We start from the raw sequence: 13,707 nt of genomic DNA, 5'->3' as shown, positions 1-13,707 counted from the left end.
TGATATTCTTATTGTAAACGATTTCGTTTGTTATTCATACCGTCAGCTTTATTTTACTATATGATTCATAACAGGCCATGTTCAAAAAAAAACCACCAATTGGTGGATTCGTGCAATTTGATCATATTGTTGGAATGCAAAAAAAAACCAGGATGTTTACCTGGTTGTTGGGGTGGGGTTAAAAGCAGCTCGTTTTTCCATTGGTGACTCGGTATAAGGTTTTACTGCCTTTGCCGGTTTTTGAATATTATTCAATACATGTTTCATCACAAAACCATATGTAGCGATTGTCAATAAAATGAATACCCAAACCATTACCAACACCATCCTCTTTTATATTGATTAGCTTTTAGTTTTTAGTTAAAATAAATGATTGAAATCCGAATGAGAATAATTTTCATCTTCATTTAGAATCTTATCACGAACGATAATCATTTTCAATAAGTAATTAAATTTTTTTATTATTCTCCCTTAAAAACCGTAGAATATTCCGTGTGTTCCTTTAATGCCTTCTCTTCCAGTGGGATTCTTACCATCATCATCCAAACATTCAATAAACTAAAGATGATAGCAGTATAATATGCATTGAATAATAAGGAAATAACTAAAATCTCAGTTGCCACTATGATATAGTTCGGATGTTTGAAAAATTTATAAGGACCTTTAATGACTACATCGGCATCAGGAACCACTATGATTTTTGTATTCCAATGTTTTCCCAATGAACGGATTACCCAAATCCTTCCTGACTGCGCAATTAGAAAAAGGGGCAGCCAAATTGGCCAAAGTCCAGATATATCCCTTTCAAGGGCGACCACTTCAATAATGAGAACAATAAAAAAACTAAGATGCATTAGAACCATCCATTTGTAATGGGACTCACCGTATTCTACTGCTCCTCCAGCTTTCAACTGTTTTTCATTTTGTTTGGCGATATATAATTCAACAAGGCGCTGTATAGCGATCAAGATAATGAAAATGGCGAAGATCATCACTTCCACCTCATTAATACAAGTTCAGATGAAAACCCAGGTCCCAATGCAGCAGCCAGGCCCACCTCACCTTTATTCCCGCCCCGCTGCATGAACCTCTCCAGAACGTACAAAATAGTTGCTGAGGACATATTGCCGAATTCACGCAATACGCTCATTGACTCTGCCGTCATGCTTTCATCGAACCCGAGGGCTTCGTGATAAGCATCAATTACTTTCTTGCCTCCAGGATGAGCGATGAAATCTTTTACATCGTTTAGATCGAATCCATTCTCCATTAAGAACTCTTGAACATTCGGTTTAAGCCAATCCTTGATGATTGTAGGGATATCTTTCGAAAAAATAACGTATAACCCTTGATCTTTAACATCCCACCCCATTACATCCAATGAATCCGGCATAAGCGTCGATTGCGAATCCAAAAATTGCAAATGCCTTACTTTTTTTGAGAACCGTTCACTCGGCACTTCATCACCACAAACCAAAACACAGCTTACTCCGTCGGAAAATAGGGAAGTCCCAATTAAATTGCTTTTGGAGATATCATTCCTTTGAAATGTCAGACTGCATAACTCCACGCTTAAAACAATGACCTTCGCAGTCGGGTATGCTTGGCAATATTCAAAAGCACGTGATAGGCCACTCGCTCCCCCTGCACAGCCAAGCCCCCAAATCGGAATCCTTTTAGCATGCGGGTTAAATGTAAGTTCATTCATTATCCTGGCATCAATGGTCGGGGTGGCAATCCCCGTGCTTGAGATAAAGAAGAAAGCATCTAGCTCGTTTGCCTGCAGTCCTTCTTTTAAAAATTCTGTGTTGTCTAAGCATTTTTCTATAGCTTCTTTCCCAAATTTGATTGCCTGCTGTATATATAAATCATTCCGATCGGCAAAAGAATGATCCTCTTTAAACCAATCGAGATCATTTGAAAAATATCGATTTTCCACTTGTCCATTCTTAAAGGCCTTTAGTAACCGTTCTATATTCTTAAATGATGCCCCAAATATTTCTCTCGAAAATTCCATGATTTTTTCTTGTGAAAGTAAATGTGGCAGCTTTACATGAGATGCAGATAATAAATATGGCATGATTCCACCCCTAATTATTCATGATATGGTTAATATACCCACCAGGACATCAATTATACTTTATAGCTAAATGGTTATATGTATAGGCATTTAATAATATTTTTTCAATTTTCTTCTAAATAACTAGGTAATTAAAAAATAAAGAATATAACCATACAAGCGGAGGAATACTTCCACGAATATCACCTTTCATGCCGATAAGGACGCTAATGGATTTCCTGTACGAAAGGCTGTCTTTTGAGGTACGGCTTTTGAATGTCCAAGGAATAACGGAGTTAATGATCGAGGGAACAAACCGATGGGCTGAGTAAAACGGTGAAATCATGTTTGGCATGCCGTTAGAAGGTGAAATGCTTAAATCCTTTGCAGCAGAATTCGGCAGCATGCTTGCCGGTAACTATTACCGCCTCTTTAGCAGGAGACAAAGCATTTATTATCATACCCATACGGGCAATATCGATAAAAGGGCGAGGTACCCTTCATATCATCTTAATAATCGAAAAGTATTCACGATATAATAAAACCCCCTTACCCATAATTTGGTAAGGGGGCGCTTTCAGTCTTCTTTCTTTACTGAAGATTGATTTTGCACTTGTATAATGATGTTTTGAAACTCCTCTTTTCCACACACACTGCACCTATACTCCTGGCTTAGTATGGTCCGGCAATGAATACAATATTTTTTCTCCATCCCTATCACTACTTTCCTGAACATATACTATCAATATATTCAAAAAGTGAAGAGAGTTTCCTTTTATCTGACAAAACTCCAAATTCATTATCAATGATATGCTTCGGCCCTAAATGAAAAAAATGCCCAAAATCCTCTTCAACTGAGAATTTTGGGCATGTAAATGGGTGAATCTATCAAGATTACCCGAATCTATTTTTAATCAGGCTACATTTTGCCCTTCAATACGGGCTTCCTTCACCTTCCCTTTTGTAGGGATGATGTTAAAGACGATATTCAAGAATATGGCTGTCAAACTTCCGGCAACAATACCGTTTTCCGTTAGGATTTGAAAGCTTTCCGGAATTTGCGCAAATAGCTCAGGAACGACGGTCACCCCTAGTCCCATCCCTACTGAACAAGCGATGATCAATAAATTTTCTTGAGAAGCAAAATCCACTTTGCTCAACATCTTAATTCCAGCGGCAATTACCATCCCGAACATCGCCACCATTGCACCGCCAAGCACGGATGAAGGGATAATTGTCGTGAATGCACCGATTTTTGGAACAAAACCTATGAAAATAAGAATGCCAGCCGTTGTGTATATGACATTTCTTGTTTTAATGCCTGACAATTGAATCAAGCCCACATTTTGTGAAAAAGCTGTATACGGAAACGCATTGAACAAACCGCCAATCATGATGGCAAGTCCTTCAGAACGATATCCGCGAGCCAGATCGTCTTCTGAAATCTCTTTGTCCGTGATTTCACCAAGAGCATAATAAACACCAGTCGATTCCACCAAGCTGACGATCGCCACCAATGTCATTGTAATGATTGCCGTGACGTTGAATGTCGGGGTTCCAAAGTAGAAAAAATGAGGCATATGCAGCCAAGTGGCACTGACAACCGAGCTAAAGTCCACTTTCCCAAGGAAGAAAGCTGCAAATGTTCCTACTAACAGCCCCAATAAAATAGAGATGGAGCGTACGAATCCTGATGAGAATTTATACATGAATATAATGAATAACAAAGTTCCGAAACCAAGAGCTACATTATTCAAGTCTCCGAAATCAGCAGCTCCTTGGCCACCACCAAGGTTGTTGATGGCAACAGGAATGAGCGTAATGCCAATAATCAAAACGACCGATCCAGTGACAATGGGTGGGAAGAACCTTGCCAGTTTTCCGAAAAACTTACTAATGACAATGACGATCAACCCCGACGCCAAAATAGATCCATAAATGGAGTTGATTCCATATTGCGTACCAATTGCAATCATCGGGCTAACCGCTGTAAATGTGCAGCCCAGGACGACCGGAAGCCCAATTCCAAAGAATTTATTTTTCCATACTTGCAATAAAGTTGCTATCCCGCACATCAAAATGTCTATCGAAACTAAATAAGTTAACTGCGCTGCAGTCAATCCCAGCGCCCCACCGACTATCAATGGAATGACGACTGCACCGGCATACATGGCAAGAACATGTTGTAATCCTAATGAAGCAACTTTTAATGGTGATTGATTAGACATTGACGGCTTCTCCTTCCTTTTCCTCAGCGAACGTTATCTCACCGAATTTCAACTCAGCAATCCGTGCAAGTGATTCCACTTGAAAACCTTGTTCCCTAAGATCCTTACCACCGCTTTGGAATGCTTTTTCAATCACGATGCCGATTCCGGCCACTTCTGCTCCAACCTGCTTACAGATTTCCACCAAACCCCGGGCTGCCTGTCCGACAGCAAGGAAGTCATCGATGATCAAAACCTTATCTCCAGCTTCAATATATTTATTGGAAACCGTAATGGTATTGGTTTCTTTTTTTGTAAAGGAATGAACGGACGCCGTTACTAAATCATTTGTTAAAGTAAGTGATTTACGTTTACGGGCAAAAATGAGCGGAACTTCCAATTCCAGCGCAGCCATCAAACCAGGTCCAATGCCAGAAGATTCAATTGTCAGCACTTTCGTTATTTCCTTTTGTTCGAAACGTTTTACGAATTCTTTACCAATTTCTTTCATTAACATAGGATCCATTTGATGATTTAAAAATGAATCCACTTTTAAAATATCTTCTGATAAAGCTTGACCCTCGGACAAAATTTTATCCTTTAAAAGTTGCATGAAGGTTCCTCCCAATCTTGGATGTTTATTGACCATAAACCATGCAATTGTTTCCAGCATATAAAAAAGCCCAAGAAACATTGCAGCACTTTTTTGGAGTGAAGCAATACTTCTTGGGCATGAATGAATAATGAATCAGCAAAAGCCTTCATTATGCAACAAGATCTATTACTCACCCATAGTCGAATTATTTACGGTAATCCGGTAGAAACTTGCAGGCCATATCCCTGCTATTATACGAGTGAAACTTAATATTTTATTAATATATGAATTATAACAACGCTGACTCTATTTGAAAAGTTATTTTTGATAAAAACCGAACTTTCAATAAAAAAAATAAGTCATCATTCGTATTATTAGAAAATTGTGAAATCACTAACCCTAAATAGGAATGGATTTACCTATAAAGAAAAAACATCGCTCCTACTTCAAATAACATTAACTGGTATTTTGCTCATGCCCTTTTATGGTTTGTACAATTTGACCATTGATTTCCTCTCTACAGGTACTCGCTTTCCGCGGGCGGTCCGGGAGCCTCCTTGTCCCCATCGCGCCTGCGGGTTCTCCCCGGGACTAGTTTTCCCGCAGGAGTCTCGCACACCCGCTCCAATCAACTTTGTTTTAACTTTTAGATAGAACCCTTTTGCCTAAGTCTTGGTTGTTTATAAATTTATAAAACTTGAAGGAATGAGGATGCTTTCTATCATGATTCTATTCAGCGAAATCAACTGGAAATGATTACTTTAAATCAACTTGTGCCAGCGAACCATTTGTTTCGTGAAATGGAGGCTGCCATTGACTTCTTTTTCATTTATGATTTGGTGAAAGATATGTATTCAGAGGTAGGACGCCAAAGTATTGATCCAGTTATATCAGTTAAACCGCCCTTTGGGTGAGCTATTAATGTACTCCACAACATATAAAGAGGGCTATCGTGAGTACAAATCGCCAAAACACATCTGTGCAACATCCTCATCTTTATCACAGTGTACAAAAAGAATATCTGGCAAACATATGTGGAAGAAGCACATCATCTGCGTCATCATTAAGATGTAAAAACTATATATGCGAAACGTAAAGAAACGATTGATCGTGTATTCGCATAATTTCGCTGCGATTATTTTAAAGCAGATGGCCAATTGGACATAGTAAGGTCCAAAAATAGCCTAACCTAGTGGGCTTCTAGAGCCCCAATCTCTTTAGGCGGAAATTTAAAGGGAATTTAAAAAGGGGTTCGGAATTTTTTAATTCCGAACCCCTTTTGTCTTCAAACTGAGAAGGCCTTGACAATGCAAGTCCTTCTTCCTTTGATTTATTTGATTTTATAAACTTCTTTATATTTATCTTCAAGATACTTTATTAAATACTGAACATTCAGGCCTTCCCCTGTCGTTTCTTTCAAAATCTCCAAAGGTTTTTTTGTTTTTCCATATTTATGTATCTTTTCATTAAGCCATTCCCTGATTGGCGCAATATCCCCCGCTTCCAACAGCCCATCAAAATCAGGCAAATCTTTAAGCATCGCTTGCTTGATTTGGGCTGCATACATATAGCCCAATGCATAAGAAGGGAAATAACCAAAGCTGCCATCTGCCCAGTGTACATCTTGCAACACGCCCATGGCATCATTTTCAGGAACAATTCCCAAATAATCATTGTATTTTTCATTCCAGACTCCCGGTAAATCCTTCACTTCAAGTTCTCCATTAAAGAGAGCCTTTTCCAGTTCATACCGAATCATTATATGCAGAGGATACGTCAGTTCATCTGCTTCAATACGGATGAACGATGGTTTCGATTCGTTAATGCCCCGGTAAAATTCATCCAGCGTCACGTCATTGAATTGTTCGGGGGCATATTCTTTTAATAAGGAGAATTTATTTTTCCAAAAGCTATGGTTCCGTCCAATGAAGTTTTCGAAAAATAAAGATTGTGATTCATGGATCCCCATGGATGTCCCGGAATCAAGAAGTGTTCCGGTTAACTCATTGGCGATATTCTGTTCATAAATGGCATGTCCACATTCATGAATGGTACCAAAGATTGCCCCCCTAAAATCATTTTCATCGTATCGGGTCGTCACCCGGACATCGCCCCTATTTATTCTAATTTCGAATGGGTGAACCGTTTCATCCAGCCTGCCAGCCTTGAAATCGTATCCTAGCTGTTTTAGAATTTCCAAGTTGAGTTGATGCTGTTTTTCTTTAGGAAATTCTTTATAAAGGAACCCTGTTTCAGGTCTATGTTCGCTTGTTGCAATCTGTTTTACCAAAGGAACGATTCTCGACCGAAGCTCACTGAATACGCTGTCAAGTACATCTACAGTCATGCCTGGTTCATACATATCCAAAAGGGTATTATATTTCGTCCCTTCATATCCCCAGTATTCTACAAACTTACGGGTATACGCTACAATTTGCTCCAGATAAGGTTGAAATAAAGAAAAATCAGCTTTTTCCCTTGCCTCTTCCCATGCACTTTCAGAACGCGATTGTAAAATGACGAATTCCTTATATTCGTTAGCAGGAATTTTCTTATTCCTTTCAAAATCTTTCTTACACTCTTGCACCATTTTATTAGTCGTTTCACTAAGAGAGGCTTTCTCCATCGAAAGTTCTCCAATGAAGGATTCCATTTCTTTACTTGTGCTCATATTAAACACCTCGGAGGAAAGCACCCCGATAACTTCGGAACGCTGCTCAACACCCTTTTTCGGTGCACCTGTACGCAAATCCCAAAAAATTAACGCGAGTGCTTCATTATACGCCGAGATTTTCTTTACATATTCTTTAAACTCTTTTTCTATCAGATCGATACCCTTTTTTGTCATATTCACAGCTCCTTCCAACTACACTTTACCATATTATACAAAAATCATTCCTATCAGAACCACTCCGATTAACAAATTAAAATAAAAAAAGAACCAAGGGGCACCTTGGCTCTTTTTAATGGATAGAATGGAGTTAAAGCGTTACAGGAAGAATGGATACTATCTTCTCTTTAACCTGCTCCGAAAGATCCTTATCAATCAAAATCTGGACTGTCCCCGAATCATTGCTCGTCCTGATCAAACGCCCTATTCCCTGGCGCAAGCGAAGGAGCATGTATGGAAGGTCCACTTCTTCAAATGCGTCGGTAACCGAGTTGCGTTTGGCCTCGAAAACTGGATCGCGCGGCGGGAATGGCAGGGAGTGTATCACAACATTCTGTAATGAAGGCCCTGGAACATCAAGCCCTTCCCATAAATGATAGGAGAAAAGGACAGATTGCTCTTCCTCTTGGAACTTCTTAACCAGCTCGCTGATTTCCGCTTCCCCTTCAAAATAAAATGGATAAGAAGACATTGGGCAGTTTTCCTTGAACCAATGCAATTCTTCTTTTGACTGGAACAACACGAGTGTTCGACCCTCATTTTCCTCAATCGTCTTCATCGTATATTGAAGTTTAGCCAATTGATTTCCATTTTCGAAGGCAGGCATGTTCATTTTCATGACTTCATCGTAATCAAACGGTGATTCAACGGAGAAGCTGTCATACTTTTCTATCCCTAAACTATCTGCAATGTATTGGAAGGATTTATTATCCGATAATGTTGCCGATGAAAAAATGTAAGGGATTTTTTTAGAGAATACCTGTTCAGACAAAATATCCTGTACGAGCCTTGGCATGATGACCAATGTTTTGGTCATTTCATTTTCTTCAAACCAGGATACGGCCTGTTCATCCTTTACAAATAGAGAAAGGGAGTAGCCCAGCTGCTCTAAATATTCTTCCGTCACTTTTAAATCATAATCATTGATCGTGTACATTTCCGCTTCAAAAACTAGGTTCTCCTCTAATTCCTCAACCTTTTTGTGAAGCTTATGGGCAAAGCTTGTAATTTCTTTGGACATTGGGATTTCATAACGATTAGATCCGCTGACATGTATCGCTTTTTCATCCAACAAATCAAAAAATTCTTCATTGATATCAATTAAATCCTCAATGATATATAAGGTTTCTTCACGAACCTGATTGGCTGTAAGCAATTCTAAAACCGAGGCAAGGGTTTGTTCCCCAACTTTATAAGTTAAAGCCTTTTGAGCAGCAAATTCCAATAAGTGACCTTCATCAAAGACAACGCAGCTATGATCTGGCAGCAATGGTAACTGTCCTTCACGCTTACGCTTTTCCTTGGTCCATACATGCTCCATGAAGAAGTCATGTGAACAAATGATCAAATCACTTGATTTTCGATAGTGGTCCCGTGATAGGGTTTGCCCGCATCGATGGCGTTTATCACAAGTGAAACAGTTTTGGAGTTGATCCCAGCCAACTTTAGACCAGTCTTCATCATTTAAATATGGGTACTGTTTACGGTCCCCATATGCTGTATAGGCGTTCATGGATGAGTTATCATGGACAAACTTGGGAAGTTCATCATATAGTTGATCTATCCCCTCTGAATCTTCATGATTCACTGCGTAATCCAACTTCTTTAGACATACATATTGATCGTGGTATTTGGCAAGCCGAACATCCACTTCAATACCTAAAGCATTCTTGATTTTTTGGATGTCGCCTTCCTCTTTGACAAGCTGTTCAATCAACGTTTCATCTGCACACGAAATAATGGCCGGTTTATTCGTATATCTCGCATAACAAATCGCATATAGTAAATAGACCAATGTCTTACCGGTCCCTACCCCTGCTTCAGCAAAACTTACATTCTTTTCCTTAAAGGCTTTTTCTAACTGAAATGCCATGAAGATTTGTTCGTCACGCAGCTCAAATCCTTTTTCGGGAAGAATATCGTAAAAAACATCACCGATCCATTCTGAAAGCTTATCGTAAAAAGAATCTTCCTTTGTTACCGAAAAAGGCAGTGTTTTAAGCATCCTGGTCTCCCCTTTTATCTATCATCAGTGTATAGAATTCGAATCATTATAATCTTAGGCAAAAGTATATTATCCTTTATTTCACATTAATAGTCAAGATATTTACCAACCATTAGAAAATGAAACGTATTATGTATGTTTTTTCTATGCATGCTGCCTGGTTGCCCCATTCGTAAAATAAAAGACAGGCTCCAAAAGAGAGCCTGTCTGTAAATAATATAGGGTTGAATTAAGCTTTGTTTACGTTTGATGCTTGTGGTCCACGTTGACCTTGTTCTACATCAAATGTAACGTCTTGGCCTTCTTCAAGAGTTTTGAAACCTTCGCCTTGGATAGCTGAGAAATGTACGAATACATCGTCTCCACCTTCACGTTCGATGAATCCAAAACCTTTTTCTGCGTTAAACCATTTTACTTTACCTTGTTCCATTTTTGTTGCCTCCTAGTGTGTTCTCCACACATTATATTACTATCCTTGCTCAAAAGAATATTAAGGTATTCCTTAAATCTGAACAAAAATAATTCATTATTAGAATAACAGAAAAGGAAATGATAAGCAAGACTGGAACCTATTATGAATAAATCGTCCTGACTAGCAAAATCCTCCGTTATATTCTACCTACTTATTCACCTTGAGGCTGTCTTGGCGGCCTTTTCCCCCAATATTGATAAAGGTCAGCACGGATGAAACCATTGAACAATTTCCTTTTTTTCGTTGCAGGCTTACCATAATGCTGTTCGAAGTCAGGGTTGGAGGTAATCATGTATACTGACCATGTATCAAGCTTCTTGAAGGCTTGGCCCATTTCCCTATACATCTGCTCAACCGCTTTTTTCTCACCAAGGCGTTCTCCATAAGGCGGGTTCCCGACAATGACACCATACTCTTTCCTGGTCGAGATATCCCTCACCTGCATTTGTTTGAATTCAATCAGATCACCAAGACCGGCTTCAAAACTATTAGCTTTAGCTATATCGACCATTCGATGGTCAATATCACAACCGGTTATGTCCAAGTACTGATCATAATCGGCTAAATCTTCAGCCTCGATCCGTGCTTCATCCCAAACCTTGCTGTCCATCCATGACCAAGTTTCTGATACGAATTCCCTATTAAACCCCGGTGCTATGTTCTGACCAATTAAGGCCGCCTCGATGGGAATCGTTCCAGATCCACAAAATGGATCTATGAAAGGTTTATCCGCTTTCCAATTGGTCAGCATGATTAACGCAGCCGCCAATGTTTCTTTAAGAGGTGCCTCCCCCTGCCCGGTTCGATATCCCCGTTTATGCAAACCTGCACCTGAAGTGTCTATGGTAAGTGTCACAACATCTTTTAAAATAGATACTTCAATTTTAAACAAAGGACCAGTCTCGGCAAACCAAGACACTTGCTTGTATTTACTTTTCAATCTATCAACAATTGCCTTTTTGACAATTGCCTGACAATCAGGGACACTGTAAAGCTTTGACTTAACGGATTTTCCACTCACGGGAAACTCGACATCGGCCGATAAGTAATCTTCCCAATTCAATGCCTTTGTTTTTTCAAACAACTCATCAAATGAATATGCTTTAAATTCCGCGACTTTAATTTTCACCCTATCAGCAGTGCGCAACCATAAATTAGAGCGGGCAATGGCGGATTGATCACCTTTATACGTGATTTTACCATTTTCGACTTGACAATCGTAACCAAGATCCCGAACCTCCTTGGCAACAATTGATTCCAATCCCATTGCTGATGTTGCGATAATATCGAATTGTTTCATTAATTCTGCACCTTCTTTCCATTAATCCAAATCAATGGCACCTTTTCACGAATTTCTTCATTTATGTATTTTAGAAGCAGGCATTGATTTTTTACATGTAAACCTTATTTAAAAGGTCCACCGCCTTTTATCTTGTCGTTAGAATTCTTCATTGTTGGCCTAGCTACTATCATGATCATATAGCGGGAACATCTATGGATTACCGTGAAATAAAAGCTTTACTCTATTATCACTGCACCTTAAGATAATCGCTCCAATTATATGCTTGAAATCATCCAAACCAATTATGTATGGTTCCCATCCATAATCCACCTTCATTTTTAGGGCTAACAGAAGAGTTAAGGAACCTTTATAAATAGGATACCCAGAATCAAGGAAATGCTTAACATTCCAACACTATTTTTAAAAACGTTTCCGAAGTCTTCATTCAAGCCATTTTCTTTCCGCTGGACACTTTTCGAATGGAATGAAAAACTTGCCAAGTTCTTAGTTTAACACAGCGGAGTTTCCGAAAACGAAAAATAAAAGGAAATGCCCAATCTTTTTATATTAGGGCAATCTCCATAAACAAAAACTCTCCTTTTAAAAGGAGAGTTTTGCTTTTGGTGTAATATGATAACGTTTTGTAAGCCATGTTTTGTTCCTCAGTACTGCAAGCGACTCGCGTCTCGTACTTCGGCGGTAATCATCTATCTACAGAAGCATGTGCTCCTGTCCTTCTCCTCGTTCATTTCCAAGGAAGAAAGCGCCCCTACCATTAATTTGGGTTTCTCGCTCGTGGGGTTTACCTCGTTCCACCCTTTACATTTCTGTAAAGGCTACGTCACTGTGGCACTTTTATAGGTATTCATGCCATATCCAAAAGGACTTAGGCATTTTCCCAGCCGTCAGCAATCCAAGATTGCTGCCCAAGCTTATTTTTTCGCCAGGCACGAACACTACGGACATCGCAGTCCGTGCGAGCATGGACTTTCCTCTACTGCATAAATGCAGCAGCAATTACCCAAACGTTAACATAACATAATTGATTATACTCCATTATTCATGAAAACACAATACCAAAATAATTTTTACTTTTACAAAGCAAAACCTCAATCAAAAAGCTTGTTACCAAAAACGTGCTTTTCCAAGTTGGATAACCGTTTAAGGATGTCAAAGTTAGTGGTTCCCGGGGTGGCACTTGGAGCAGGTTGATTTGGACGTTTTGTACTCTCGTCGGCTTGTTTTTTCAATTTAAGATTTTCTTGTTTAAGATCTTCAATTTCCTGATGGAACACTTCATAATCTTTAATGATCAGATCCAGGAATTGATCCACATCTTCAGGTTTATACCCGCGCATGGCTGTTTTAAAATCTTTTTCAAGAATATCTTTAGCCGTTAATTTTATCTTATCGGATAGCATAAGACTTCACCTCAATACTTTCGCCAATACAATCGACTTTTTATTATTTTTTCAAATCTGCTTGGGTTTGTCAACGAAACACCTTTTTGTATCTTACTGTTTCAGTGAACGGTATGTATTCCCATTAAAACTGTATCTAAATTTCATAATAATATGATTATGCTTTAGAAACAACTTTTAATCCATAATTATTTTCTCTCATTCTTCGGACCAGCTCGCTTCTTCCGCAGCCGATTGCAAATCATCAAAGTTTATCTGAAAGATGGGGTATGACTGTGTTTCAGCTTTTTTCATCGCTTCGAAATAAGGATATCGGGCTGATCCTTCTTTTTCGGCTTCGAAAATGATGAGCATGGCATCGCTTTTATGGACCATATACCTATTTTTGATTTTAAGCTGTTCGGGCCCTTCATATGGTTTGTTAAAAATCGATTCAACAAAATCGGCACGGGCCAATATGGATCGGTAAAACTCTTGATTCGTTTCATTCCATGACTCTTCCTGTTTCAGGAAAGGAGTAAGCACACCTAATTTAAGCTGATGAAATTCTTCCTGTAATTCGAAAACCACTTCTGCACCCCATAGTTCCGTACCCAACTGACCTGAGATGATCACCCATTCCAGCCCATCTTCCACCAATGGCAGGAGACGCTGTTTCATCGCTTTCTTTATATATTTTACGGCTTCATGGTCATTTTTAAATATCCCGAATTCAAAAGCTTTGTAGCCGGTCATATACAAAACCTTCATTGCATAGTCAATCTCCCTTTTAACAT

General features: G+C 39.0%; 11 protein-coding genes, 1 other RNA gene, 3 pseudogenes and 1 riboswitch. Of the genes and pseudogenes, 3 read left to right on the top strand and 12 right to left on the bottom strand.

Annotated elements, in window-relative coordinates; translation table 11 throughout:
• Positions 1 to 156 precede the first annotated feature (156 nt).
• From ACZ9AO_RS08815 to ACZ9AO_RS08805, 3 genes are all read right to left on the bottom strand, one after another.
• Positions 157 to 315, bottom strand: coding sequence for a hypothetical protein (locus ACZ9AO_RS08815; protein ID WP_476108878.1), 159 nt, complete (start codon positions 313 to 315; stop codon positions 157 to 159).
• A gap of 146 nt (positions 316 to 461) precedes the next feature.
• Complete coding sequence (locus tag ACZ9AO_RS08810; RefSeq protein ID WP_251540729.1) at positions 462 to 992, bottom strand: isoprenylcysteine carboxyl methyltransferase family protein; 531 nt, start codon at positions 990 to 992, stop codon at positions 462 to 464.
• Positions 992 to 2,080, bottom strand: a complete 1,089-nt coding sequence (locus ACZ9AO_RS08805; RefSeq protein WP_476108877.1) for a type III polyketide synthase — start codon at positions 2,078 to 2,080, stop codon at positions 992 to 994. The genes ACZ9AO_RS08810 and ACZ9AO_RS08805 overlap by 1 nt, the downstream gene beginning before the upstream one ends.
• A gap of 314 nt (positions 2,081 to 2,394) precedes the next feature.
• On the opposite strand from ACZ9AO_RS08805, the pseudogene ACZ9AO_RS08800 reads away from it, so the two are divergent.
• Positions 2,395 to 2,478: pseudogene (locus ACZ9AO_RS08800) on the top strand (chemotaxis protein CheX); the annotation flags it as partial.
• Between the two features lie 495 nt (positions 2,479 to 2,973).
• On the opposite strand, the gene ACZ9AO_RS08795 reads toward ACZ9AO_RS08800, so the two are convergent.
• Together ACZ9AO_RS08795 and ACZ9AO_RS08790 are read right to left on the bottom strand one after the other, a co-directional pair.
• Positions 2,974 to 4,287 carry a nucleobase:cation symporter-2 family protein gene (locus ACZ9AO_RS08795; protein ID WP_251540731.1) on the bottom strand — a complete coding sequence of 438 codons (1,314 nt, stop codon included), beginning with the start codon at positions 4,285 to 4,287 and terminating at the stop codon, positions 2,974 to 2,976.
• The gene (locus ACZ9AO_RS08790; RefSeq protein ID WP_034311269.1) at positions 4,280 to 4,879 is read right to left on the bottom strand and encodes a xanthine phosphoribosyltransferase; all 600 of its coding nucleotides are present in this window, start codon (positions 4,877 to 4,879) and stop codon (positions 4,280 to 4,282) included. The genes ACZ9AO_RS08795 and ACZ9AO_RS08790 overlap by 8 nt, the downstream gene beginning before the upstream one ends.
• Positions 4,880 to 5,038: 159 nt before the next feature.
• A riboswitch (purine riboswitch) is annotated at positions 5,039 to 5,140 on the bottom strand.
• 473 nt (positions 5,141 to 5,613) lie between these two features.
• On the opposite strand from ACZ9AO_RS08790, the pseudogene ACZ9AO_RS08785 reads away from it, so the two are divergent.
• Together ACZ9AO_RS08785 and ACZ9AO_RS08780 are read left to right on the top strand one after the other, a co-directional pair.
• Positions 5,614 to 5,760: pseudogene (locus ACZ9AO_RS08785) on the top strand (transposase); the annotation flags it as partial.
• Positions 5,761 to 5,764: 4 nt separating this feature from the next.
• A pseudogene (locus ACZ9AO_RS08780) lies at positions 5,765 to 5,925 on the top strand (IS5/IS1182 family transposase); the annotation flags it as partial.
• A gap of 266 nt (positions 5,926 to 6,191) precedes the next feature.
• Here the strand turns inward: ACZ9AO_RS08780 and ACZ9AO_RS08775 are convergent.
• The 7 genes from ACZ9AO_RS08775 to ACZ9AO_RS08745 form a co-directional block, all read right to left on the bottom strand.
• Positions 6,192 to 7,709: a carboxypeptidase M32 gene (locus ACZ9AO_RS08775; RefSeq protein ID WP_476108876.1), complete on the bottom strand. Its 1,518-nt coding sequence runs from the start codon at positions 7,707 to 7,709 to the stop codon at positions 6,192 to 6,194.
• Between the two features lie 133 nt (positions 7,710 to 7,842).
• The gene (locus ACZ9AO_RS08770; RefSeq protein WP_251540734.1) at positions 7,843 to 9,756 is read right to left on the bottom strand and encodes an ATP-dependent DNA helicase; all 1,914 of its coding nucleotides are present in this window, start codon (positions 9,754 to 9,756) and stop codon (positions 7,843 to 7,845) included.
• A 229-nt stretch (positions 9,757 to 9,985) separates the two neighbouring features.
• Positions 9,986 to 10,186 carry a cold-shock protein gene (locus ACZ9AO_RS08765; protein WP_034307871.1) on the bottom strand — a complete coding sequence of 67 codons (201 nt, stop codon included), beginning with the start codon at positions 10,184 to 10,186 and terminating at the stop codon, positions 9,986 to 9,988.
• Between the two features lie 193 nt (positions 10,187 to 10,379).
• Positions 10,380 to 11,528, bottom strand: coding sequence for a THUMP domain-containing class I SAM-dependent RNA methyltransferase (locus tag ACZ9AO_RS08760; RefSeq protein ID WP_048688389.1), 1,149 nt, complete (start codon positions 11,526 to 11,528; stop codon positions 10,380 to 10,382).
• A gap of 621 nt (positions 11,529 to 12,149) precedes the next feature.
• Positions 12,150 to 12,539: RNase P RNA component class B (rnpB, locus tag ACZ9AO_RS08755), an RNA gene on the bottom strand.
• 80 nt (positions 12,540 to 12,619) lie between these two features.
• Positions 12,620 to 12,931, bottom strand: a complete 312-nt coding sequence (gene gpsB, locus ACZ9AO_RS08750) for a cell division regulator GpsB (protein ID WP_034307876.1) — start codon at positions 12,929 to 12,931, stop codon at positions 12,620 to 12,622.
• Between the two features lie 198 nt (positions 12,932 to 13,129).
• A complete protein-coding gene (locus tag ACZ9AO_RS08745; protein WP_476108875.1) occupies positions 13,130 to 13,681 on the bottom strand; it encodes an SLOG family protein in 552 nt (183 codons plus the stop codon).
• Positions 13,682 to 13,707 lie beyond the last annotated feature (26 nt).

The organism is Peribacillus sp. TE19612 (assembly GCF_056279465.1).
The sequence above is the reverse complement of the archived record's forward strand: the minus strand, read 5'-3'. Positions and strand labels throughout refer to the sequence as shown.